The sequence below is a fragment of the Streptomyces venezuelae genome, from assembly GCF_008642335.1.
Taxonomy (GTDB): domain Bacteria; phylum Actinomycetota; class Actinomycetes; order Streptomycetales; family Streptomycetaceae; genus Streptomyces; species Streptomyces venezuelae_F.
On record NZ_CP029191.1, the window covers coordinates 5,587,657 to 5,612,085 of the forward strand.

The 24,429-nt window shown below is 70.7% G+C and carries 19 protein-coding genes; 12 read left to right on the top strand and 7 right to left on the bottom strand.

Going from position 1 to position 24,429, the window contains the following annotated elements; translation table 11 throughout:
• The first annotated feature begins 513 nt into the window (after positions 1-513).
• Together DEJ49_RS25445 and DEJ49_RS25450 are read left to right on the top strand one after the other, a co-directional pair.
• Entirely contained in the window at positions 514-2,361 is a 1,848-nt protein-coding gene (locus tag DEJ49_RS25445; protein WP_223832991.1) for a glycosyltransferase family 2 protein, read from the top strand.
• A 12-nt stretch (positions 2,362-2,373) separates the two neighbouring features.
• On the top strand, positions 2,374-4,341 hold the full coding sequence (locus DEJ49_RS25450; RefSeq protein ID WP_150188466.1) for a kelch motif-containing protein: 1,968 nt from the start codon (positions 2,374-2,376) through the stop codon (positions 4,339-4,341).
• A gap of 54 nt (positions 4,342-4,395) precedes the next feature.
• Here the strand turns inward: DEJ49_RS25450 and DEJ49_RS25455 are convergent, their stop codons facing one another.
• Positions 4,396-5,421, bottom strand: coding sequence for a glycoside hydrolase family 6 protein (locus tag DEJ49_RS25455; RefSeq protein ID WP_150186268.1), 1,026 nt, complete (start codon positions 5,419-5,421; stop codon positions 4,396-4,398).
• 150 nt (positions 5,422-5,571) lie between these two features.
• Here DEJ49_RS25455 and DEJ49_RS25460 point away from each other — a divergent pair, with 150 nt between their 5' ends.
• The 4 genes from DEJ49_RS25460 (at position 5,572) to DEJ49_RS25475 (ending at position 9,683) form a co-directional block, all read left to right on the top strand.
• Positions 5,572-6,081, top strand: coding sequence for a MarR family winged helix-turn-helix transcriptional regulator (locus DEJ49_RS25460; protein WP_055564582.1), 510 nt, complete (start codon positions 5,572-5,574; stop codon positions 6,079-6,081).
• A 93-nt stretch (positions 6,082-6,174) separates the two neighbouring features.
• Entirely contained in the window at positions 6,175-6,507 is a 333-nt protein-coding gene (locus DEJ49_RS25465; RefSeq protein WP_150186269.1) for a DUF3817 domain-containing protein, read from the top strand.
• Between the two features lie 84 nt (positions 6,508-6,591).
• Positions 6,592-8,292: a methylmalonyl-CoA mutase gene (locus DEJ49_RS25470; RefSeq protein ID WP_150186270.1), complete on the top strand. Its 1,701-nt coding sequence runs from the start codon at positions 6,592-6,594 to the stop codon at positions 8,290-8,292.
• 296 nt (positions 8,293-8,588) lie between these two features.
• Positions 8,589-9,683 (top strand): alpha/beta hydrolase, encoded by a 1,095-nt coding sequence (locus DEJ49_RS25475; protein ID WP_317850466.1) that lies wholly within the window; start codon positions 8,589-8,591, stop codon positions 9,681-9,683.
• Between the two features lie 15 nt (positions 9,684-9,698).
• Here the strand turns inward: DEJ49_RS25475 and DEJ49_RS25480 are convergent, their stop codons facing one another.
• Positions 9,699-11,099 carry a sensor histidine kinase gene (locus DEJ49_RS25480; protein ID WP_150186271.1) on the bottom strand — a complete coding sequence of 467 codons (1,401 nt, stop codon included), beginning with the start codon at positions 11,097-11,099 and terminating at the stop codon, positions 9,699-9,701.
• Positions 11,096-11,836 (bottom strand): response regulator transcription factor, encoded by a 741-nt coding sequence (locus tag DEJ49_RS25485; protein WP_150186272.1) that lies wholly within the window; start codon positions 11,834-11,836, stop codon positions 11,096-11,098. Before DEJ49_RS25485 ends, DEJ49_RS25480 begins: the two co-directional genes overlap by 4 nt.
• Positions 11,837-11,900: 64 nt before the next feature.
• On the opposite strand from DEJ49_RS25485, the gene DEJ49_RS25490 reads away from it, so the two are divergent.
• Positions 11,901-13,049, top strand: coding sequence for a UDP-N-acetylglucosamine--N-acetylmuramyl-(pentapeptide) pyrophosphoryl-undecaprenol N-acetylglucosamine transferase (locus DEJ49_RS25490; RefSeq protein ID WP_150186273.1), 1,149 nt, complete (start codon positions 11,901-11,903; stop codon positions 13,047-13,049).
• Positions 13,046-14,041, top strand: a complete 996-nt coding sequence (locus DEJ49_RS25495; RefSeq protein WP_150186274.1) for an SDR family NAD(P)-dependent oxidoreductase — start codon at positions 13,046-13,048, stop codon at positions 14,039-14,041. The genes DEJ49_RS25490 and DEJ49_RS25495 overlap by 4 nt, the downstream gene beginning before the upstream one ends.
• A gap of 107 nt (positions 14,042-14,148) precedes the next feature.
• Here DEJ49_RS25495 and DEJ49_RS25500 read toward each other — a convergent pair whose 3' ends face one another.
• Positions 14,149-14,790 carry a TetR/AcrR family transcriptional regulator gene (locus DEJ49_RS25500; RefSeq protein WP_150186275.1) on the bottom strand — a complete coding sequence of 214 codons (642 nt, stop codon included), beginning with the start codon at positions 14,788-14,790 and terminating at the stop codon, positions 14,149-14,151.
• Between the two features lie 292 nt (positions 14,791-15,082).
• Between DEJ49_RS25500 and DEJ49_RS25505 the strand changes: the two genes are divergently transcribed.
• The 4 genes from DEJ49_RS25505 (at position 15,083) to DEJ49_RS25525 (ending at position 19,423) form a co-directional block, all read left to right on the top strand.
• Positions 15,083-16,066 carry a tetratricopeptide repeat protein gene (locus tag DEJ49_RS25505; RefSeq protein ID WP_150186276.1) on the top strand — a complete coding sequence of 328 codons (984 nt, stop codon included), beginning with the start codon at positions 15,083-15,085 and terminating at the stop codon, positions 16,064-16,066.
• A gap of 643 nt (positions 16,067-16,709) precedes the next feature.
• Positions 16,710-17,342 (top strand): DUF6230 family protein, encoded by a 633-nt coding sequence (locus tag DEJ49_RS25515; protein ID WP_150186277.1) that lies wholly within the window; start codon positions 16,710-16,712, stop codon positions 17,340-17,342.
• A 151-nt stretch (positions 17,343-17,493) separates the two neighbouring features.
• Positions 17,494-18,063 (top strand): DUF6114 domain-containing protein, encoded by a 570-nt coding sequence (locus tag DEJ49_RS25520; protein ID WP_150186278.1) that lies wholly within the window; start codon positions 17,494-17,496, stop codon positions 18,061-18,063.
• Positions 18,053-19,423 carry a hypothetical protein gene (locus DEJ49_RS25525; protein ID WP_150186279.1) on the top strand — a complete coding sequence of 457 codons (1,371 nt, stop codon included), beginning with the start codon at positions 18,053-18,055 and terminating at the stop codon, positions 19,421-19,423. Before DEJ49_RS25520 ends, DEJ49_RS25525 begins: the two co-directional genes overlap by 11 nt.
• An 85-nt stretch (positions 19,424-19,508) precedes the next feature.
• On the opposite strand, the gene pyk is transcribed toward DEJ49_RS25525, so the two are convergent.
• From pyk to pta, 3 genes are all read right to left on the bottom strand, one after another.
• Complete coding sequence (pyk, locus tag DEJ49_RS25530) at positions 19,509-20,939, bottom strand: pyruvate kinase (protein WP_150186280.1); 1,431 nt, start codon at positions 20,937-20,939, stop codon at positions 19,509-19,511.
• 74 nt (positions 20,940-21,013) lie between these two features.
• Positions 21,014-22,228 (bottom strand): acetate kinase, encoded by a 1,215-nt coding sequence (locus DEJ49_RS25535; protein ID WP_150186281.1) that lies wholly within the window; start codon positions 22,226-22,228, stop codon positions 21,014-21,016.
• A 34-nt stretch (positions 22,229-22,262) separates the two neighbouring features.
• Positions 22,263-24,344 carry a phosphate acetyltransferase gene (gene pta / locus DEJ49_RS25540; RefSeq protein WP_150186282.1) on the bottom strand — a complete coding sequence of 694 codons (2,082 nt, stop codon included), beginning with the start codon at positions 24,342-24,344 and terminating at the stop codon, positions 22,263-22,265.
• Between the last annotated feature and the right edge of the window lie 85 nt (positions 24,345-24,429).

Consider the following 24,429-nt stretch of genomic DNA (forward strand, 5'->3'; position numbering starts at 1 on the left):
ACCGACCTCTGCGACGTCCTGCCGGGCCAGGAGCACCGACCCCGCCGCTGCGCGGCGGATCCTCCCCACCCACCCACCCGTTCACCCCGCAACGTCGAGCGGGAGTAGGGGCGGGTGGCTGGGTGGGGAGGATCCGCCGAGTGGAGTGGTGAGGGCCCTCCCCCCTCCGGGCCGCAGGCGCGAGCGGGCCGGAGGGGACGTGGGGGTATGTGCGCACGGAGCACCGAGCCCACCACGACGGTCGGGCGCATTCCGCGTGGCGCAGGGATGGCGAGTACGCACATACCCCCGCGGCCCCGCACCCACAGACGGGCCCTGGGCGCCCCAGCCCCAGCGCACCCGCACCCTCCGCGCACCCGCCCCCTCCGCGCACCCGCACCACCCACCGACCCCCGACACACCCCACCCCCCACCGCAACCCCACCCAAACCGTCCACCGTAAAACCGCTCGCACGGGGGAACCCCGTTCGACACGCCCGGGGAAGTCCACTTTTGTGAGGGTATCGGCGGAACTTGGACCACCAGAACCTGGAGGGCGCTGTGCGGCAGCCGGAGGGCTACGACTACGAGACCCACAGCACGCTCGCCGGCCCGCTCACCGAGCCGGACGGCGAAGACGGAGGCGGCAAGGGCACGTATCGCGTGCAGTACCGCTCGCTGCTCTCCGGCGAACCGCACCGAATACGCGCCGTCCTGCTCATGAGCCTCGCCCCCGTCCTCACGGGACTCCTGCTCGTCTACCTCGTGTGGCCCACCCACTGGACCGAACGCGAGGGCGGCGACCGCTGGCTGATCGGGCTCGACATCACGATGCTCGTGGCGATCGGACTGATCGAGCTCTTCATGCTCGTCAACGTCGTATCGATCGCCCACGCGACGATGGTCGCGAGGGACCCGATACCCGTACGGCCGGAGAAAGGCACGCGCGTCGCGTTCCTGACCACGTACGTTCCCGGCAAGGAACCCCTCAGTATGGTGCGGGCCACGCTCGAAGGTGCGGTTCGGATACACCACACCGGGCCCCTCGACGTATGGCTCCTCGACGAAGGGGACGATCCCGAGGCCAAGGCACTCTGCGAAGAGCTCGGCGTGCGGCACTTCACGCGTAAGGGAGTGCCCGAGTGGAATCGGAAGAAGGGGGCCCACAAGGCGCGTACCAAGCACGGCAACTACAACGCCTGGCTGGCCCTGCACCACGCGGAGTACGACTTCTTCGCCTCCGTCGACACGGACCACGTACCGCTCCCGAATTTCCTGGAGCGGATGATGGGGTACTTCCGGGACCCGGATGTCGCCTTCGTCGTAGGACCGCAGGTGTACGGGAATTACACCGCACCCGTCACCAAGGCCGCGGAGTCGCAGCAGTTCCTCTTCCACGCGCTGATCCAGCGCGCGGGCAACCGCTACCGCGCCCCGATGTTCGTGGGTACGAACAACGTCGTGCGGATCAGCGCGCTCACGCAGATCGGCGGGCTCTACGACTCGATCACCGAGGACATGGCCACCGGCTTCGAACTGCACCGGCGCCGCAATCCGGTCACGAAGAAGCACTGGCGGTCGGTGTATACCCCCGACGTGCTGGCCGTGGGGGAAGGGCCCGCTTCCTGGACGGACTTCTTCACGCAGCAGATGCGGTGGTCGCGCGGCACGTACGAGACGCTGTTCAAGCAGTACTGGAAGGCACCGTTCACGATGCCGCCCGGACGGCTCTTCTCGTACTCCCTGATGCTCGTGTACTACCCCATGACCGCTGTGAACTGGCTGCTCGGGATTCTGAGTTGTGTGCTGTTCCTGTGGTTCGGGGCCTCCGGGACGCAGGTCGCCGCCTCCGTCTGGCTGATGCTCTACAGCGACGCGGCCGCCCTGCAGATCGGGCTCTATCTGTGGAATCGCCGGCACAACGTGTCCCCGCACGAGCCCCAGGGGTCCGGCGGGCTCGCCGGAATGGCGATGTCCGCGCTCTCCGCGCCCATCTACGCCAAGTCGCTCGGCGCCGCCGTCGTGCGCAGGCCCAGCCGCTTCGTCGTCACCCCGAAGGGCGGCGACGCCAGCCCGGACCGGCTCCTCACCTTCCGGATCCACCTGTTCTGGGCCTTCGTGCTCGTGAGTTCGCTGACCGCGTCGTTCGTCCTCGGCCACACCCACGTGGCGATGCGCACCTGGGCCGTCCTCGCCATGGTCATCTCCCTGGCACCGGTGACCATCTGGGCGTACGGCCTCGTCAGGGAGCGCCGGGCCCAGCCGCACCCGCACACGCAGACGCAGACGCAGACGCAGCGGGCCGCCCTGCGCGGCGAGGCCGCCCCCGAAGGCGAGCCGGAGCCCGCGTTCGCCACCGGCACGTCGACAGGAGGGAATTGATTCATGGCCCCCATGGCCTACCGGCCTTCCAAGCGCACCAGGAAGACGCTCCTCGGAGTCGGCGCGGGCGCCCTGCTCGTCGGACTGAACGCGCCCGCCGCGCTCTCCTTCGCCGAGGAGAAGTACTACGCCTACAAGATCGCCCAGCCCGGCTACAAGAAGAAGTACGGCTCCTGGAAACAGGTCAGCATTCCGGAGGAGTTCCGCACCAACGCCATTCACGCCGCGCTGCTCCACACGGGCAAGGTGCTGATCGTCGCGGGGTCGGGCAACGAACAGAAGAAGTTCGACGCGGGGTCCTTCGACACCGTGCTGTGGGATCCGAAGAACGACACGTTCAAGAAGATTCCGACGCCCGAGGACTTCTTCTGCTCCGGGCACGCGCAACTTCCCGACGGACGGCTTCTGGTGGCCGGCGGCACCGCCCGTTACGAGCTGCTCGACGGTGAGGTCGAGCGGGCCGGTGGCGGTATGCGGGTCAAGAACGAGAACCCCGACAAACCCGTGGTCCTGAAGAAGGGCACGAAGTTCCGGTCGCCATCGGGCGTCGAGTACGTCAGCAAATTCGATGTCGAAGTGCCGAAGGCCAAGCGCGACTTCGAGATCACCTACTCCAAGTCCGGCGTGATGCAGCCCTGGAAGACCAAGGTCAAGGCGAGCGAGGCGCGGGTCTTCGTCGAGGCGGTCCAGGACGGCGAGCAGTCGGTCACCGAGAAGTCCGCGCAGTACGAGATCGAGGGACTGACCGGTGAGGAGGCCGACAACACGTACGGCATCGCCGAGAAGATCGACATGGAGAAGCAGGACTTCCAGGGGATCAAGGCGGCGTACGAGTTCGACCCGAAGGCCGAGAAGTACATTCCCGTGGAGCCGATGGAGAAGGCCCGCTGGTATCCGACGCTCGTCGGTCTGGAGGACGGCAAGGTGCTCGCGGTCTCCGGACTCGACGACGTGGGTGTCGTCGACCCGGGCGACAACGAGATCTACGACCCGAAGACGAAGAAGTGGACGGACGGGCCCAAGCGGTACTTCCCGACGTACCCCGCGCTCTTCCTCACCAAGGGTGGCAAGCTCTTCTACCCCGCGTCGAACGCCGGTTACGGACCCGCGGAGAAGGGCCGTGAACCGGGTCTGTGGGACCTCGACACGAACAAGTTCGAGAAGGTCCCCGGTCTGGAGGACCTCGACCAGACCGAGACGTCGGCGTCCGTGCTGCTGCCGCCCGCCCAGGACCAGAAGGTGATGATCCTCGGTGGCGGGGGAGTGGGCGAGTCGGAGAAGGCGACCCGACGGACGGCCGTCATCGACTTGAAGGAGGACAACCCGTCCTTCAAGACCGGGCCGCAGCTCCCGCAGGGCACGCGCTATCTGAACAGCGTCCTCATGCCGAACGACTCCGTGTTCACGACGAACGGCGCGTCGGACTACCGCGGACGCAGCGCGAGCAACATCCACAAGGCGCAGTTCTACGATCCCAGGACCAACGCCTTCCAGGAGGCCGCGGCGCCGGAGGTCGGCCGCAACTACCACTCCGAGGCGCTGCTGCTGCCCGACGGCCGGGTCGCCACGTTCGGCTCCGACCCGCTCTACGACAACGAGCAGAACACCAAGCTCGGCCACTTCGAGCAGCGCATGGAGATCTTCACGCCGCCGTCGCTGCACCGGGGCGGCGAGACGCGCCCGGTGCTCGGCGAGGGCCCCGAGGAGCTGGCGGCCGACGGCCGCGCGACGTTCCGGATCGACCGCCCCGAGACCATCGCGTCGGCCCGTCTGATGCGGCCGAGCGCGGTGACGCACACGACGGACGTCGAGCAGCGGTCGATCGCGCTGGGGGTCAGCAAGGGCCAGGGCACGGTGACGGTGGACGTGCCGCGTGAGGACGCGGCGCTCGTACCGCCGGGCTGGTACATGCTGTTCGTGACGGACAAGGACGGCACGTCGTCCGAGGCGAAGTGGATCCACGTCGGCACGGAGCGATGACCGGACCGTCGGCCGGAGGGCCGACCGCTGGGCCGCCCGAGCGGAGCGGAATGCTCAGGCGGCCTTCGCGTTGCGCGCGAGGCCCAGCGCGTAGTCCGGCCACCACTGGCCCGCCGCCGGGCCGCCCCGGCACGGTCCGTCCGAGTCGCCGGGCCGCTTGATCCACAGCACGGCGTCGACCAGCGGGTCGCCCGTGCGGTCGGTCGGCGGCGTGCCGAGGCCACGTCCCGGCGGGTTGCACCAGGCGTCCTGGCGGTCACCCGCCAGCGGGCCCCTGCCGTTGCGGCTGGTGTCCATGACGAAGTGCTTGCCGCCGACCGCGGCCGACAGCGTGCGGCCGTACGCCTTGATCGTCCCGTCGCTCTGGAAGTTGGAGACGTTCAGGGAGAAGCCGTCGGCCTGCGCGACGCCCGCCTTCTGCAGAGGCTCGGTGAGCTTGCCGGGCTCGGAGATCCAGCCGGGGTTCCCCGCGTCGAGGTACACCTTGACCTCCGGCTGCCGCTTCAGCCGCTGGATCGCCTCGGAAAGCAGCTGGTAGCGGTCCTCGTGGTACTCGGCCGGGGTGCAGCCGTCCACGATGTGCGGGATCGCGTCGGGTTCGAGGACGACCAGCGCGGGCGCGTCGCCGATCGCGCCGGCGAACGTGTCCACCCAGCTCCGGTACTGGTCCGCGCTGCCCGCGCCGCCCGCGGAGTGCTGGCCGCAGTCGCGGTGCGGGATGTTGTACGCGACGAGCACGGCGGTGCGGTTCTCCTTCGCCGCGCCCCGCGTGGCCTGCGCGATGTCGGGCGCCGGGTCGTCGCCCGCGGGCCACACGGCCATGGGCTGCTCGGAGATGCGCCGCAGGGCCTCGGCGTCACGCGTGCGGCCCTGCTGCCGCCACTGCTCGACCTGGCGTGCGGCGGGGCTGTCCGGGTCGACCCAGAAGGCGCTCTCCGGCGGCCCCGCGGACCCGGTGGCGGCCTCGCGCACGGTGGCCTCCTCCTTCGCGCCTGACGCGGAGTCGGAGGAGCAGCCCGCCGGGAGCCCGAGGGCGGCGAACGCCGCCAGTGCCGTGAACGTACGGAGCAGCCGGTGCATCCAGCCCCCTTGGGCGGTGGTGACGGTGACGGTGACGGGCAGTCAGGGCGACAATCGTTACATAAAGGACGCCTCCCTTGGCGGAGGTGCGGTCGACCGAATTGCGAGACGGGGCTGACCAGCATGTGACCGACCGGTAAGGTCGATGGCGTGCCGAAGCCGCTCAGCCTCCCCTTCGATCCCATCGCCCGCGCCGACGAGCTCTGGAAGCAGCGCTGGGGATCGGTCCCGGCCATGGGCGCGATCACCTCGATCATGCGGGCGCACCAGATCCTGCTCGCCGAGGTCGACGCGGTCGTGAAGCCGTACGGACTGACCTTCGCGCGCTACGAGGCGCTGGTGCTGCTCACCTTCTCGCAGGCCGGCGAGTTGCCGATGTCGAAGATCGGCGAGCGGCTCATGGTGCACCCGACGTCGGTCACGAACACGGTGGACCGGCTGGTCAAGTCCGGCCTGGTCGACAAGCGCCCGAACCCCAACGACGGCCGCGGCACACTCGCCTCCATCACGGAGAAGGGCCGCGAGGTCGTCGAGGCGGCGACGCGCGAGCTGATGGCGATGGACTTCGGGCTCGGGGTGTACGACGCGGAGGAGTGCGGGGAGATCTTCGCGATGCTCAGGCCGCTGCGGGTGGCGGCGGAGGACTTCGAGGAGAAGTAGGGCCCGGGGGGCGGTGCCCGGGGCGGGACCGGCTCGTTCCGGTCGGGCGGGGGCGGCGAAGATCGCGCAAATCAGGCGGTTACGCTCGTAGCCATGAAATCCAGCGTGCTGACCCGCTACCGGGTGATGGCTTACGTCACCGCCGTCATGCTCCTCATCCTGTGCGCCTGCATGGTGGCGAAGTACGGCTTCGAGAAGGGCGAGGGGCTGACCCTGGTGGTCTCCCAGGTCCACGGAGTCCTCTACATCATCTACCTGATCTTCGCCTTCGACCTGGGCTCCAAGGCGAAGTGGCCGTTCGGGAAGCTGCTGTGGGTGCTGGTCTCGGGCACGATTCCGACCGCCGCGTTCTTCGTGGAGCGCAAGGTCGTCCGTGAGGTCCAGCCGCTGGTCGACAACGGCTCGCCGGTCATCGCGAAGGCGTAACGCGCGTAACACTTCCCCGCCGTACGGGAACGTACGGCGGTTGGCCATCGACTTTTACTAGGACGTCCTAGTAAATTCGAAGGTATGGACGCTGACGCGATCGAGGAAGGCCGCCGGCGCTGGCAGGCCCGTTACGACAAGGCCCGCAAGCGCGACGCGGACTTCACCACGCTCTCCGGGGACCCGGTCGACCCCGTCTACGGGCCGCGGCCCGGCGACACGTACGACGGGTTCGAGCGGATCGGCTGGCCGGGGGAGTACCCCTTCACGCGCGGGCTCTACCCGACCGGGTACCGCGGCCGGACCTGGACCATCCGCCAGTTCGCGGGCTTCGGCAACGCCGAGCAGACGAACGAGCGCTACAAGATGATCCTCGCCAACGGAGGCGGCGGCCTCTCCGTCGCCTTCGACATGCCGACCCTCATGGGCCGCGACTCCGACGACCCGCGCTCGCTGGGCGAGGTCGGCCACTGCGGTGTCGCCATCGACTCCGCCGCCGACATGGAGGTCCTCTTCAAGGACATCCCGCTCGGCGACGTGACGACGTCGATGACCATCAGCGGCCCCGCCGTGCCCGTCTTCTGCATGTACCTGGTCGCCGCCGAGCGCCAGGGCGTCGACCCGGGCGTCCTCAACGGCACGCTCCAGACGGACATCTTCAAGGAGTACATCGCGCAGAAGGAGTGGCTCTTCCAGCCCGAGCCGCACCTGCGCCTCATCGGCGACCTGATGGAGCACTGCGCGCGCGACATCCCCGCGTACAAGCCGCTCTCCGTCTCCGGCTACCACATCCGCGAGGCCGGGGCGACGGCCGCGCAGGAGCTGGCGTACACGCTCGCGGACGGCTTCGGGTACGTGGAGCTGGGCCTCAGCCGCGGGCTCGACGTCGACGTCTTCGCCCCCGGCCTCTCCTTCTTCTTCGACGCGCACGTCGACTTCTTCGAGGAGATCGCGAAGTTCCGGGCGGCGCGGCGCATCTGGGCGCGGTGGCTGCGGGACGAGTACGGCGCGCAGACCGACAAGGCGCAGTGGCTCCGCTTCCACACGCAGACGGCGGGTGTCTCGCTGACAGCCCAGCAGCCGTACAACAACGTGGTCCGTACGGCGGTGGAGGCCCTGGCGGCCGTCCTCGGCGGCACGAACTCCCTCCACACCAACGCGCTGGACGAGACGCTCGCGCTGCCCAGCGAGCAGGCGGCGGAGATCGCGCTCCGTACGCAGCAGGTGCTCATGGAGGAGACGGGGGTCGCGAACGTCGCCGACCCGCTGGGCGGCTCCTGGTACATCGAGCAGCTCACCGACCGCATCGAGGCCGACGCGGAGAAGATCTTCGAGCAGATCAAGGAGCGGGGGCGGAGGGCCTGCCCGGACGGGCAGCACCCCATCGGCCCGATCACCTCGGGCATTCTCCGTGGCATCGAGGACGGCTGGTTCACCGGCGAGATCGCCGAGTCCGCGTTCCAGTACCAGCGGTCCCTGGAGAAGGGCGACAAGCGGGTCGTCGGCGTCAACTGCCTCGAAGGCTCCGTCACGGGTGACCTGGAGATCCTGCGGGTCAGCCATGAGGTGGAGCGGGAGCAGGTGCGTGAGCTGGGTGGGCGGAAGGCGCGTCGTGACGACGCGCGGGTCCGCTCCTCCCTGGACGCGATGCTCGCGGCGGCGCGCGATGGCTCGAACATGATCGCGCCCATGCTGGAGGCGGTTCGGGCGGAGGCGACGCTCGGGGAGATCTGCGGGGTGCTTCGGGATGAGTGGGGCGTATACGTGGAGCCCCCGGGCTTCTAGCCCGGTTCCCCGCGCCCCTGGGGGGGGGGCTGCCCTGAGCGCTGTTTTCTGCAGGCCGGTGGGGGTTGCTCGCGCAGTTCCCCGCGCCCCTGAGCTACCCGGGGCGGGCTCGTCGAAGGCGTGCCCCGTCAGGGGCGCGGGGAACTGCGCGGCCCGCCCCCACCGGGCCGCAGGCAGGTGCGAGGCGGGTGCCCAGGGCGGTGCCCGCCGGGCGCGGGGCTGGAATTTGTGGGTTTAGGGCCCAGGGGCCTGGGCAGGCGCAGGCCGGCCAGCGACCCCCCGCCCCAGGAGAACCCGTGAGCTCGACCGGTCACGCCCGCACCGCCGCCCTCGCCATCGGTGCCGCCACCTGCACCGTCCTCGGCGCGCTGCTCGTGGGCGGCTCCGGGGAAGTGAGCGCGAGCCCGCCGCCCGAGCCCAAGGTGCAGGACGACTTCGACTCCCTCGGCCCCGAGGTACGCGCCGCGAAGCTCTCCGACGGGCGGACCGCCCACTACTCCGACACCGGCGAGAAGGACGGCAAGCCCGTCCTCTTCATCGGCGGCACCGGCACCAGCGCCCGCGCCTCGCACATGACGGACTTCTTCCGCACCACCCGCGAGGACCTGGGCCTGCGCCTCATCTCCGTGGAGCGGAACGGTTTCGGTGACACCGAGTTCGATGAGGAGCTCGGCAAGGGGGACTTCGCGAAGGACGCCCTCGAAGTTCTCGACAAGCTCGGTGTCGACGACGTGTCCGTCGTCGCGATATCCGGCGGCGGCCCCTACGCCGCCGAGCTCGCCGCCCGCGCCCCCGAGCGCGTCTCGCAGCTGCACCTCGCCGCCGCCCTGCCCCCGTACGGCGCCAAGCCCGAGTACTGCGGTCTCTCGGACGACGCGCTCTCCGACGCCGTCAAGGACCAGATCAAGGACCCCCGCACGTGGTGGGCCTTCCCCGACGACAGCCCCGTCAAGTCCATTCCCGGCTTCGCCGACACGGCGTACGAGGAAGGGGCGCGCACGTACAACCAGCGCGGCCAGCAGGCCGACCCCGCGCCCCAGGTCCACGAGCAGAGGCTCTACTGCGGGCGCCCCGGCCCCGACCTGTCGAAGCTCGACGCCCCCGTCTACCTCTACGGCGGCAAGAAGGACACCACCGTGCCGCCCGCGACGCTGAAGACGTGGCAGCGGGAGCTGCCCGGCACCGCGAAGGTGCGCTCGTACGCCGACTCCGGGCACGACGTGCAGTACCGCCACTGGGACCAGATCCTCGTCGACCTCGCCGGGCACGGCGACCGCACCGTGGTCTGCAAGGGCGACCACACCCGCGTACTCGTCGCCCGCGAGGCCGACCGCCTCGTCGCCAAGGGCAAGGCCACCCTCGGCAGCTGCGCCTGGGAGAAGGGCGAGTAGACCGTCCCCGGGCCTTCAGGGCGTCGGCAGCGTGACGCGGAACAGTGCGCCTCCTCCCGGCGCCCGCTCCGCCGTCAGCTCAGCCCCGTGCGCATGCGCGATCTGGCGCGCCATCGCCAGGCCCAGTCCCGAGCCCGGCAGGGCGCGCGCCTTCTCCGCGCGGTAGAAGCGGTCGAAGACGTACGGCAGGTCCTCCTCCGTGATGCCGGGGCCGTGGTCGCGCACGGTCAGCTCCGTGCGGGTCAACGTGACCTCCACCGGCCCGCCCGGCGGGCTGAACTTGGCCGCGTTGTCGACGAGGTTGGTGAGCAGGCGGGACAGGCGTGCCGGTACGCCGGGCACGCTGAGGTCGGCCGCCTCCTGGGCCACGTGGAGCTCGAAGGAGACCGCCGGCCAGTGGCCTCGGGCCGCGTCGACCGTGTGCGCGGCGAGCGGAGCGAGCCGTACCGCTTCCAACAGCGGCTGCGGCTCCGCCTCCCTCGCCAGCTCGATCAAGTCGTTGACCAGACCCGTGACCTCGCGCAGCTGACGGGCCAGCGCCCCGGAGGCCCGGTCCCGCTGGGTGTCCGTCAGCCGGTCCGCGCGTGCCAGGAGTTCCGCGTTCGTGCGCAGCGCGGTCAGCGGCGTGCGCAGCTCGTGCGAGGCGTCGGCGACCAGTCGGCGGCGGGCCGCGACGGACTCCTCCAGTTCGGCCAGCATCGTGTTGAAGGTGGTGGCGAGGCGGGTCACCTCGTCCTCGTGGCCCGGGCGGGCCGGTCGGCCCGGGGGGAGTTCGATGCGGTGGCGGGCGTCGCGGGTCGCGGCGATGCGCTCGGCGGTGGCCGTGAGGCGGGTGATCGGCGCCAGGCCGGTGCGGGAGACCCAGTAGCCCCCGAGGGCCGAGAGCAGGACGCCCGCGCCGCCCACCGCGGCCAGCAGCGACGCGGCCTGGCTGACGCCGCGCTCGGCGATGTCCGCGCGCAGGGCGACCTGCACCGCCTCGCCCTCCTTGCCGAATGTCGTGGTGTACATGCGGCCCGGCTTGCCGCCGGGGAGCGTGATGTTCGCGTAGTAAGGGGGACGGTGGCCGGCGGCGACCGCGCGCGTCCGGTCCGACACCGGCAGCAGGTACGGCTTCGACGGGTCGTCCGCCGCGTCCGCCGGGACGATCTGCGAGCAGGCGGGCGCGCCGAGGAACCGGCACTCGCCCGTCATGACGCCGAGCCCCTCGGAGCGGTGCTGCTGCGCGATGAGCGTCGCCGACTGGGCGAGGTTCTGGTCCAGCTGCTGGTACAGCTTGTAGCGGATCACGAAGAACGCGGCGGCGCACACCCCGATCGCCACCACCGCCACGGCGGCCGCCGCGACCACCGCGAGCCGGGTCCGCAGCGGCCTGCGCCGCCGCCAGCGCGCGCCGAGCCTGCGCCGCGCGCTCACGGGGAGCCCAGCCGGTAGCCGACGCCGTGCACGGTGTGGACGAGACGCGGCTCGCCGCCCGATTCCAGCTTCCGGCGCAGATAACCCACGTACACGGCGAGCGAGTTGGAGTCCGGGCCGAAGTCGCGGCCCCACACCGCCTGCTGGATCAGGTCGCGCGGCAGGACCTGCCCCGCGTTGCGCAGCAGCAGTTCGAGCAGGACGGCCTCCGTGCGGCTGAACTCGACCCGCCGCCCGCCGCGCCGACCGGTGCGCGTCGCGGGGTCCAGGACCAGATCGCCGTACGAGAGGTCGTCGCCGTCGTCCGCGGCACGCTCCGGCGTCGCGCGCCGCAGCAGCGCCCGCACCCGCGCCACCAGCTCGTCGAGCGCGAACGGCTTGACCAGGTAGTCGTCGGCGCCCGCGTCCAGGCCGTCGACGCGCTCGCTCACCGAGTCCAGGGCCGTGAGCACCAGGACCGGCGTGCGGTCGCCCGCGGCGCGCAGCTGACGGCAGACCGCGAGGCCGTCCATGACCGGCATCATCACGTCGAGGACCAGCAGGTCCGGCTGCCAGCGCGCCACCGCCGTGAGCGCGCGGTGGCCGTCCGCCGCGCCCCGCACCTGGTGACCCTCGACCGTCAGGGCGTCCTCGACGGCGGCGCGGACCTCGGGGTCGTCGTCGACGACGAGGATGCGGTGCGCCGTCCCGCCCGCGCCCGGCGGGCCACCCTTGTTGGTCACGCTCGTGAGACTCATGGTCCAAAGGTGCCAAACGCGGCTCTTAAAACCCTCTTAGACCTGCGCGTGAGGCTCCACTGCCATGCGAACCTCTCTCTCCGTCGTGATCGGCGCGGGCGGCACCGGCGGGCACATCTATCCCGGCCTCGCCCTCGCCGACGCGCTGCGCAGGGCCGTACCGGACGCGGTGATCTCCTTCGTCGGCACCGAACGGGGCCTGGAGACCCGGCTGATACCCGACGCCGGGTACCGGCTCCACACCGTCGACATGATCCCCTTCGATCCGTCGCTCGGCGCCCGCCGCTACCTGCTCCCCGCCGCCCTCCTGAAGTCCGGCGCCCAGTGCCGGGCCATCCTGCGCGAGCAGGGCGCACAGGTCGCCGTCGGCATGGGCGGCTACCCCAGCGCCCCCGTCATCGTCGGCGCCCGCATGGCGGGGCTGCCCAGCCTCATCCACGAGTCCAACGCCGTACCGGGCCGCGCCAACCGGTTCGCCGCCCGGCTCACCCCGAACATCGCCGTCGCCTTCGACCGCAGCCGCGCCCACCTGCCCGGCGGCGACCGCGCGCACACCACCGGCATGCCGATCGCGGCGCCGCTCGCCGCGCTCGACCGCGCCGCGCTGCGCCCGGAGGCCCGGCGCGAGCTCGGCGTGCCGCCCGGCGCCCGCCTGATCCTCTTCAACGGCGGCAGCCTCGGCGCGGCCCGCCTCACGGCGGCGGCGGTCGGCCTCGCGGCGCGGTGGCGGGAGCGCGGGGACGTACACCTCCTCATCAAGACCGGGCCCGCGGCCCTTGCGGAGACGCGGGCGCGGCTCGCCGCCGAGGGCGGTGACGCGGTCGCCCGCGCCGTTCCCTACCTCGACCGCATGGACCTCTCCTATGCCGCCGCCGACCTCGTCGTGTGCCGTGCGGGCTCGGCGACCGTCGCCGAACTCGCCGCCACCGGCGTCCCCGCCGTCCTCGTGCCCTACCCGCACGCGCCCGGCGACCACCAGACCCACAACGCGCGGGTCCTCTCCGACGCCGGGGCGGGCCTCCTGCTGCCCGACGCCGAGACCACCGCGGACCGGCTCGCGCGGCTCGTCGGCCCGCTCCTCGCGGACCCGGTGCGGCTCGCCGCGATGAGCGGCGCCGCCGACCCCGGACCGCACGCCCGCGCCGCCGACCTGCTCGCCGAGCGGGTCCTCGGCCTCACCCACCCCACGTCCCACCTGGAGCACGCAGCATGAGCACCTTTTCCTGGCAGAACCGCACCGTCCTCGTCACCGGCGCCGAGGGCTTCATCGGCTCGACGCTCGTCGACCAGCTCCTCGAAGCGGGCGCGAAGGTCCGCGCGTTCGTGCACTACAAGCCGTACGCGGAGAAGGGGCACCTGGCGCATCTCCTCGGTGACCCGCGGGTCGAGATGATCGCGGGCGACGTACGGGACGCCGGGCGCGTGATGGACGCGGTCGCCGGGTGCGACACGGTCTTCCACCTCGCCGCGCTGATCGGCATCCCGTACTCGTACGATTCCCCGGGCGCGTACGTCCAGACGAACGTCGTCGGCACGGAGAACGTCGCGGAGGCGTGCCGACGGCACTCCGTGCGACGCATGGTGCATACGTCCACGAGCGAGGTGTACGGGACTGCCCTGACGGCGCCGATCAGTGAGGCGCACCCGCTCCAGCCGCAGTCGCCGTACTCCGCGTCGAAGATCGGCGCCGACATGATGGCGCTCTCGCACTGGCACGCGTTCGAGCTGCCGGTGACGGTGGTGCGGCCCTTCAACACGTACGGTCCGCGCCAGTCGGCCCGTGCCGTCATCCCGACGATCCTCGCCCAACTGCACGCCGGTGCGCGCGAGATCAAGCTGGGGTCGCTGACGCCCACGCGGGACTTCACGTATGTGACGGACACGGCGCGCGGGTTCATGGCGATGGCGGTCGCCGACCGGGTGCTCGGCCACGTGGTCAACCTCGGCGTGGGCCGGGAGATCTCGATCGGTGACCTCGCGGAGGCGTTGATCGCGGCGTCGGGGCGGGAGGCGTCCGTGGTCGTCGACCCGGCGCGGCTTCGGCCCTCGGGGAGTGAGGTGGAGCGGTTGCTGTCGGACAACTCCCGGGCGCGGGAGTGGGCGGGGTGGGTTCCTGAGGTCTCCCTCGCGGACGGGCTCAAGCACACGTCGGCCTGGGTCGCCGAGAACCTGGCGTTGTTTGCTCCTGGGCGGTATCAGGTCTGACCTCGGCCGCGGGCCGGTGGGGCGGAACCTGTACCGCCGCTTCGCGGCGGATCACTCCCACCCGCCCACCCGTTTACCCCGCACCGCAACCTCCGCGTAGGAGCGCCTCAGGACTGGGCCGCTGCCGCCGCCAAGCCGCCCAGGAGGAGCAGGGTGAAGCGGCGGGCCCATTCCTCGTCTACCGGTTCCGCGCTGACCAGGGCGCGGTGGACCACCGCGCCCGCGATCACGTCGAAGATGAGGTCGGCGGTGCGGGACGCCGAGACCGCGTCGGGTTCGGCGGGGAGTTCGCCGCGCTCCTGGGCCCGCTTGCGGCCCGCGAGGACGAGCCGCTTCTGGCGGTCGACGATGGAGGCGCGGATGCGGTCCCGCAGCGGCTCGTCCGTCGTGGACTCCGCGACCACCGCCATGAGTGCCGTCTTCGTCTCGGGCCGGCCGAGCAGCACCGCGAACTGGAGGACGACGCCCTCGATGTCGGCGGCGAGGCTGCCCCGGTCGGGCAGCTCCAGCTCGTCGAAGAGCTCCGCCACCGCGTCGACGACGAGCTCGCTCTTGCCCGCCCAGCGTCGGTAGAGGGTCGTCTTGGCGACGCCCGCGCGCGTGGCGACGGCGCCCAGCGTCAGCTTGGACCAGCCGAGTTCGACGAGGCCCTGCCGGGTCGCCTCCAGGATCGCGGCGTCGGCGGCCGCGCTGCGCGGGCGGCCGCCGGTGCGGGCGGGCGGCGTGGAGGACGACGTACGGCTCTGCATGGCGGCGACCATACCGGTCAGTACGTAGCCGTTCGGGGTGCCGAGTGAGGGAGATCACCGGAAGGGGGCTCCCCAGGCCCGGCGGGCGACAGTTACGCTACGACCCGTAGCGAAAGCCACGAGCGACAGACCACGCAATACCGGCCAGGGGTGGGGACCCCGGGCCATCGAACGTCATCGACCGGTCCGCCGGTCTCCACAGGGACCTGAACCGTGCCGCCCCTGACCCCGCATTCCGGCGGAGGGTCACGGACGGGCGCGGTTCCCGCACGGCTTGGGGGAGGATGTACTCATGCAGCCACGGAACATGTCCATGAGCGGAGTCGTCGACCTCGCCGCGGTGAAGGCGGCCCAGGAGGCCAAGGCGAAGGCGGAGCAGGCGCGCGCCGAAGCGGCCCGGCAGGGCGGGGGCGCGGCGGGTGCCGCGATCTCCCCGGCCTCCCTCGTCATCGAGGTCGACGAGGCGGGCTTCGAGCGCGACGTCCTGCAGCGCTCCACCGAGGTCCCGGTCGTCATCGACTTCTGGGCCGAGTGGTGCGAGCCGTGCAAGCAGCTGGGCCCCCTCCTTGAGCGGCTCGCGCAGGAATACAACGGCCGTTTCCTTCTTGCCAAGATCGATGTCGACGCGAACCAGATGCTGATGCAGCAGTTCGGGGTCCAGGGGATCCCGGCTGTCTTCGCGGTGGTGGCCGGACAGGCCCTGCCCCTTTTCCAGGGTGCCGCCCCCGAGGGGCAGATCCGCCAGACCCTGGACCAGCTCATCCAGGTCGGCGAGGAGCGCTTCGGCCTGACCGGTCTGGTCGTCGACGCGGACGCGCAGGGCGAGCAGGCCGTCGCGGCGCCCGAGGTGCCGGCAGGTCCGTACGACGCCCTGCTCGAAGCGGCCGTGCAGGCGCTGGACGCGGGCGATCTCGCCGGTGCCGTGCAGGCGTACAGGAACGTGCTCAGCGACGATCCCGCCAACACCGAGGCCAAGCTCGGCCTCGCCCAGGCCGAACTGCTCCAGCGCGTCCAGGGCCTGGACGCCCAGGTGGTCCGCAAGGACGCGGCCGACCGTCCCACCGATGTGCAGGCGCAGATCGCCGCGGCCGACCTGGACCTGGTGGGCGGCCACGTCGAGGACGCCTTCGGGCGGCTCGTCGACACCGTCCAGCGCACCGCGGGCGACGACAGGGACGCGGCGCGGGTGCGGCTCCTCGAACTCTTCGAGGTCGTGGGCGGCGAGGACCCGCGCGTGACGTCGGCGCGCACGGCACTCGCCCGGGTCCTTTTCTGACCCGGATCCCGCACCCCCGGCTGACCAGTCCCTAAACGCGGGGCACTGTGATGCCGGAGTGAAAAGTCTGTTCCCAGGCGTCACAGTGGCCGCACTTTGCCAAAACTTGGCAAATGCGGCCACTGTTACTGCGAGTAAGACATCGGCTTCCCTCTGCGTGGATACGTCCGATGATGCCCCGTTCTGCGACGCCGTTCGGGGCCACCGTCCGTGCCCGACCGATACCGCCCGGTCGCGCTTCGGTTATCCGGCCGTTACTAGCCAGTAACGAACCCCCTTGTGCGGGGGCCGAGAATGCACCACGATCGGCCACGCTCGGTCCGTTGACCCGCAGCCCGAAAGCCAGTCGGGAGCGGGCCTTTCGGGTCCCCACCGAGCAGGCCGGTGACGCCGTCGCCGGTCTGGACAGGGGGGTCTCTGCCGTCACCGGCAGGGCCTGTCCGCGAGGTTGTGCGTGATGCGTCAGGCGCGACCAGTGGTTGTCGCTCGGGGGTGATCGCCGGTGAACGTGGTGCGGTTGCGCGCCTCCGATGCGGGCGCTCTCCTTCCCGAGGACGTAGCACTTCTCCCATCCCTGCCCGGCTGAGCCGCCCGAAAGGGAGCAGTCAGGGCCGGAGATGTACGTCCGAGAAGGAGGAAAGTCATGGAATCTGTGGCTCGTGGCGGAACCAGATGGAAGCGGTTCGCCGTAGTCATGGTGCCGAGCGTCGCGGCTACCGCCGCGATAGGTGTCGCCCTCTCGCAGGGCGCGCTCGCGGCATCGTTCAGTGTGTCCGGCCAGTCGTTCAAGGTGTCGGCCGACAAGCTCGACGGCCGCGGAATGGTTCAGTACGGCGGCGTTGACGTCGGTGTCGACATGGAGGGCAAGAAGGCCGCCCACCCCGTGTCGGTCTCCGCCTTCAAGAAGGCCAAGATCACCAACATGTGTCAGTCCGTCGTGACGCACATCCCGGTGCTCGGCGACGTCACGCTCCAGCTGAACGCGGGTGGCGGCAAGAAGCCCGTCGAGGCCAAGAACCTGTACATCGACGTGGCGCAGCTCGATGCCGACGCCGAGTTCAGGGACATCAACATCGGTGTCGCGGCCGGGTCCTCCACCAAGGGCCCCGGCATGAAGGGCGGCAAGGAGCAGGCGAACCCCAACGGTTTCGCCCAGGAAGCCGACCGCGCCATCCTGAAGGACATCGAGCAGACGGCCTGGGCCACCAGCGCCGGAACCTTCAAGCTGAGCGGCCTCAACATGAAGCTGCACAAGGGCAAGAAGGAGTGCTTCTAAGCACTCGCTGAGCCCTTGACCCGCCGGTCCTTTTCGCAGGGCGGGCCCGGGGCAGCGGCCGGCCGGGCGGGCGGGGAGATCCACTCTCCCGCCCGCCACCGCAGAGCTACACCGAATTCACGTACCGCCGGTTCCAAGGAGCTGTTTTCCCATGAGCGCCAAGTCACCGGGGCCGAACGACCACTTCCTCACCGTCTACCGCAGGAAGTTCCGGGCCTGGCGGGGCTCCCGCCCGTTCTGGGCAGGCCTCCTGACCATGCTTGGCGGCGTGCCGATCGCCTACCTGCCCTACGGCAACATCAAGCTCGGCAACCTGACGCTCGCCCTCGCCACGACGGCGGGAGCGGGTTCGCTGATCATCGGCGTACTCCTGATGGTGCTCGGCCTGACCATGTGGTTCCAGGTGCACACGCGCGTCTTCGCGGGTGTCGCGGCGATCCTGCTCGCCCTGGTCTCCCTGGTCGTCTCCAACATCGGCGGCTTCCTCGTCGGCTTCCTGCTCGCACTGATCGGCGGCGCCCTCGGCATCGCCTGGGGCGAGCCCGGAAGCGTGCCCGCCAAGGGCGCGAAGGGCGCGAAGGCCGCGAAGGGGCGTACGGAGAAGGAGTCCGAGCCCGCCGTCGCGGGCGCCCCGAACGGTGTGGACGGTGCGAGCGCCAACGACGATCTGTCAGCAACGAGCCCGGTGGACGGGACGAACGGGAGGCACCGTGCAGGCTGACGAGGTGCACCACGACGACTCCGCGGGGGAGTCCCGTGCGAGATCCGGGCCGCGTCACGCGGCCCCCAGGAAGCCGCTGCTCACCCGTCTGCAGATGCCCGCGGGCAAGGCGATAGCCCTCGCGGCCATGCCGAGTGCGGTGCTCATGGGAATGGGCCTGACGCCCACGCTCGCGCAGGCGAAGCCGGGCGTCCCCAAGAACCCCTTCCGGGACGGCCCGTGCGTGACGGCGCCGGACGACGCTTCCAAGGACCTGGAAAAGGAAGCGAAGGACGCCAAGGACGCGAAGGACGCGAAGGACGCCAAGGACGCCGAGGACGCCGAGAAGAAGGCGGAGCAGGACGAGGCGGCCAAGGACGAGGCGGCCAAGGACCGGGCGGGCAAGGGCTCCACCGAGCCGACGCCCCCCTCCTCGGGCGACAAGCCCTCCTCCTCGGGCGACAAGGCCGCGGAGGACAAGGCCGGGACCGGTTCCGGCGACGGGGACAAGGGCACCACCGAGGAGCCCGCCCCGGACCCCACGCCCTCCAAGACCAAGAACCCCTGGGACCCGCTGGGCGTGGGCGACGCGCTCAAGGACGTCTTCACGCCCGACAAGCCCGCCGACAAGCCCGCCGACGAGCCCGCCGACGAGAAGTCCCCCGACGCGACGCCGTCCCCCTCCGCCTCGGAGGAGACCAAGTCGCCGGAGGACAAGCCCGAGGACAAGGCCGAGGACCCCGTCAAGGACACGACGGACAAGGTCACCGAGCCGGTCGAGGACGGCGTCGACGACCTCAAGGACAAGGCGGACGAGCTCAAGGACAAGGCCGAGGGCGACGCGTCCGACGAGGCCGAGGAGTCCGCGGACCCCATGGCCCCGGACGCGGACGGCAAGAAGCCGTTCCCGTGCGTGGTCGAGAAGAAGGTCGACGGCGACGCCGAGACGACGCCCGCGCCGATCCCGGACGACCCGTGGGAGCTGGAGGCCAGCTCCCTGCTCCTGAAGGGCCTCGACTACAAGGGCGTCGTGAACCTGACGACGGCCGGCGGCAAGAAGAAGCAGGCGCTGAAGTTCACGGTCGACAACGGCACGGACATCGGCGACCTGCACCAGATCGCCCCGGGCCCCGACGGCTCGAAGTACCACATCAGGGCGGACGAGGGCTCCACGTCCACGATCCGCGACGGGCAGACGATCATGTACACGGAGCGGCTGCAGGGCAACCTGTTCGGCCTGATCCCGATCGTCTTCGACCCCGAGCACCCGCCGCCGCTGAACGTCCCCATCGCGTACTTCACCAAGGTGAAGGTCGTGCAGGCCGCTCAGTTCGGCGGCACCCTGACGGTGCCGGGCCTGGAGCAGACGATCGACCGCTGAACCCCGTTCGTGACCGACGCCGAGGGCGCCCCCTTTCGCAGGGGGCGCCCTCGGCGTCGTACAGCGTCGTACGGGGGAGCGGCGGTCAGTCGCGCTCGCCGCCGCCCAGGTGGTGCACCCGGACCATGTTGGTGGTGCCGGGGACGCCGGGGGGCGAGCCCGCGGTGATGACGACCGTGTCGCCGTCGTTGAAGCGGTTGAGCTTGATCAGCTCGGCGTCGACGAGCTCGACCATCGCGTCGGTGTTGTCGACGTGCGGCACGACGTACGTGTCGACGCCCCAGCTCAGCGTGAGCTGGTTGCGGGTCGACTCGTCCGTGGTGAACGCCAGGATCGGCTGGGCCGCGCGGTAGCGCGAGAGACGGCGGGCCGTGTCGCCGGACTGCGTGAAGGCGATCAGCGCCTCGCCGCCGAGGAAGTCCGCGATCTCGCACGCGGCACGGGCCACCGAACCACCCTGCGTGCGGGGCTTCTTGCCCGGCACCAGCGGCTGCAGGCCCTTGGAGAGCAGCTCGCCCTCGGCGGCCTGCACGATCTTCGACATCGTCTTGACGGTCTCGATCGGGTACGCGCCGACGCTCGACTCGGCCGACAGCATGACCGCGTCGGCGCCGTCCAGGATCGCGTTGGCGACGTCGGACGCCTCGGCGCGCGTGGGGCGCGAGTTGGTGATCATCGACTCCATCATCTGGGTCGCGACGATCACCGGCTTGGCGTTGCGGCGGCACATCTCCACGAGGCGCTTCTGCACCATCGGGACCTTCTCGAGCGGGTACTCGACGGCGAGGTCGCCACGGGCCACCATCACGGCGTCGAACGCCGCGACGACGCCCTCCATGTTGGCGACGGCCTGCGGCTTCTCCACCTTGGCGATGACGGGGACCCGGCGGCCCTCCTCGTCCATCACCTTGTGGACGTCCTTGACGTCGTTGGCGTCGCGCACGAAGGACAGGGCGACCATGTCGCAGCCCATCTTCAGGGCGAAGCGGAGGTCCTCGATGTCCTTCTCCGACAGGGCGGGCACGTTCACGGCCGCGCCGGGCAGGTTGATGCCCTTGTGGTCGGAGATGACACCGCCCTCGACGACGATCGTCTTCACGCGCGGGCCGTCCACCTCGACGACGCGCAGCTCGACGTTGCCGTCGTTGATGAGGATCTGGTCGCCCTTGGAGACGTCGCCGGGCAGACCCTTGTAGGTCGTGCCGCAGATGGACTTGTCGCCGGGGACGTCCTCGGTGGTGATGGTGAACTCGTCACCGCGCACCAGCTCGACGGGACCCTCGGCGAAGGTCTCCAGACGGATCTTCGGGCCCTGGAGGTCGGCGAGGACGCCGATGGCACGGCCGGTCTTCCCGGCGGCCGCACGGACGCGGTCGTACCGCCCCTGGTGCTCGGCGTGCGTGCCGTGGCTGAAGTTGAATCGGGCCACGTTCATGCCGGCCTCGATCAGCGAGACGAGCTGCTCTTCGGAGTCGACGGCGGGGCCCAGCGTGCAGACGATTTTGGAACGGCGCATGGGGGCGATCCTATCGGTTTGTTTCGCTACGGAATATTCCGTCTGGTGGAATCTACAAATGGGCGGACGGGCGCTCAGGCGTTGCGGTCACTGACCAATGCATACGTCTGATCGGCGATCTCCAGTTCTTCGTCGGTGGGCACCACGGCGACGGCCACGCGCGCGTACTCCGGCGAAATGAGACGGGCTTCGTCGGAACGTACGGAATTGAGAGCGCCGTCCACCGCGAGACCCAGCTCCTCCAGGCCCGCCACCGCCGCTTCCCGCACCGGAGCGGCGTTCTCGCCGACCCCGGCGGTGAACGCGATGGCGTCCACCCGGCCGAGCACCGCGTAATAGGCGCCGATGTACTTCTTCAAACGGTGGATGTAGATCTCGAAGGCGAGAGCCGCCTCTTCGTCACCGGCGTCTATACGGCGCCTGATCTCCCGCATGTCGTTGTCGCCGCAGAGACCGATCAGACCGCTCTTCTTGTTGACCAGAATGTCGATCTCGTCGATGGACATTCCGCCGACCCGGGCGAGATGGAAGATCACCGCCGGATCCATGTCACCGGTACGGGTACCCATCACGAGCCCCTCCAGTGGCGTGAGCCCCATCGAGGTGTCGACGCAACGACCGCCCCGCACCGCGCTCGCCGAAGCGCCGTTGCCCAGGTGCAGCACGATCACGTTGACGTCCTCGGGCGCCCTGCCCAGCAGCTGCGCGGTCTTGCGCGAGACGTACGCGTGGGACGTGCCGTGGAAGCCGTAGCGCCGCACGCGGTGCTCGTCGGCGGTCTTCACGTCCAGCGCGTAGCGCGCCGCGGACTCCGGCATCGTCGTGTGGAACGCCGTGTCGAAGACGGCGACCTGCGGCAGGTCGGGGCGGAGCGCCTGCGCGGTGCGGATGCCGGTGATGTTCGCCGGGTTGTGCAGCGGAGCCACCGGCACCAGCCGCTCGATCTCCTTCATGACCGCGTCGTCGATCACGGTCGGCTCGGTGAACTTCAGACCGCCGTGCACCACGCGGTGGCCGATCGCGGCGAGCTCGGGGGAGTCCAGGCCGAGCCCGTCCGCGGCCAGCTCGTCGGCGACGGCACGCAGCGCCTGCTCGTGGTCGGCCATCGGCTCCTCGCGCTCACGCGGCTCGCCGCCGCCGGTCAGCGGGGTGTGCTTGAGCCGGGAGATCTCCTCGCCGATCCGCTCGACCAGGCCCACGGCGAGCCGCGAGCTGTCCCGCATGTCGAGGAGCTGGTACTTCACCGACGACGAGCCGGAGTTGAGGACGAGTACGCGCGTGGCGGTCACTGATCGAGACACCTTCTGTGGGGGCTGCGGGGGGTTACTGGGTCGGCGGCTGGGGCTGGGACTGGATCGCCGTGATGGCGACGGTGTTGACGATGTCCTGGACGAGCGCGCCACGGGACAGGTCGTTGACCGGCTTGCGCAGGCCCTGGAGGACCGGGCCGACGGCGATCGCGCCGGCCGAGCGCTGCACGGCCTTGTACGTGTTGTTGCCGGTGTTCAGGTCGGGGAAGATCAGCACGCTGGCCTGGCCCGCGACGTCCGAGTCCGGCAGCTTGGTCGCCGCGACCGACGGCTCGACGGCGGCGTCGTACTGGATCGGCCCCTCGATCTTCAGGTCGGAGCGCTGGGCCCGCACCAGCTCGGTGGCCTCGCGCACCTTGTCGACGTCGGCGCCCGAACCGGACGTGCCCGTCGAGTACGACAGCATCGCGATCCGCGGCTCCACCCCGAACTGCTCGGCGGTGGTCGCCGACTGCACGGCGATGTCCGCGAGCTGCGGGGCGTTCGGGTCCGGGTTGACCGCGCAGTCGCCGTACACGAGGACCTTGTCGGCCAGGCACATGAAGAACACGGAGCTCACGATGGAGGCGTCCGGCTTGGTCTTGATGATCTCGAAGGCGGGGCGGATGGTCGCCGCCGTCGAGTGGACGGAGCCCGACACCATGCCGTCGGCGAGACCCTCCTGCACCATCAGCGTGCCGAAGTAGTTCACGTCGGCCACCACGTCGTACGCGAGCTCGACGGTGACGCCCTTGTGGGCGCGCAGCTCGGCGTAGGCGGCGGCGAAGCGGTCCCGCAGCTCGGAGGTCTGCGGGTCGATGAGCTCGGAGTCGGCGAGGTCCACGCCGAGGTCGGCGGCCTTCTTCCGGATCTGCTCGACCGGGCCGAGCAGCGTCAGGTCACAGACCCGGCGGCGCAGCAGCACGTCGGCGGCGCGCAGCACCCGCTCCTCGGTGCCCTCGGGCAGCACGACGCGGCGCCGGTCGGCGCGCGCCCGCTCCAGGAGCTTGTGCTCGAACATCATCGGCGTGAGGCGGTCGCTGCTGGGCGCCGAGACGCGCTTGAGCAGGTCTGCGCTGTCGACGTACCGCTCGAAGAGACCGAGGGCCGTCTCCGCCTTGCGGGGCGTCGCCGCGTTGAGCTTCCCCTCCAGCGCGAAGAGCTCCGCCGCGGTGGGGAAGGAGCCGCCGGAGACCGCGACGACCGGGGTGCCGGGGGCGAGCCGGTCGGCGAGGGTGAGTATCTCCTGGCCCGGCTGCTCGTTCAGGGTCAGCAGGACGCCCGCGATGGGCGGGGTGCCCGCGCTGTGCGCGGCGAGCGAGCCCACGACGAGGTCGGCGCGATCGCCGGGGGTGACGACCAGGCAGCCCGGGGTCAGGGCGTTCAGGAAGTTGGGCAGCATGGCGCCGCCGAACACGAAGTCCAGGGCGTCGCGCGCGAGCCCCGAGTCGTCGCCGAGCAGCACGCGGCCGCCCAGCGCGTGGGTGATCTGCGCGACCGTCGGCGCGGAGAGCGCGGGCTCGTCCGGCAGGACGTAGCAGGGCACGGGGAGGCGGGCGTCGAGGCGCTCGTGGATCTCGTCCCGGTCGGCGGGGGCGACCCGGTTGGTGACCATCGCGAGGACGTCGCAGCCGAGCGAGTCGTACGCGCGGTAGGCGTTGCGGGTCTCGGCGCGCACGGACTCGGCGGTCTGGTTCTTGCCGCCGACCACGGGCAGCACGGAGGCGCCGAACTCGTTGGCGAGCCGAGCGTTCAGCGCGAGCTCGTCGGGCAGCTGGGTGTCGGCGAAATCCGTACCAAGCACGAGAACGACTTCATAGTCCCTCGCGACCCGGTGGAACCGGTCGACGAGCCGCGAGACCAGTTCGTCGGTGCCCTGCTCCGCCTGGAGCGCGGACGCCTCGTGGTAGTCCATGCCGTACACGGTCGCGGCGTCCTGCGAGAGCCGGTACCGGGCGCGCAGCAGGTCGAAGAGGCGGTCCGGGCCGTCGTGGACCAGTGGCCGGAAGACGCCCACCCGGTCGACCTGCCGGGTGAGAAGCTCCATGACTCCCAGTTCGACGACCTGGCGGCCGTCGCCCCGGTCGATGCCGGTCACGTACACGCTGCGCGTCACGCGTGCTCTCTCCTTCTACGAGGTCGGTGGACTTCATGGGGGCCAGGAGGACCCGTCGGCGCCCCGAGTCGGACAAAGTACCCGA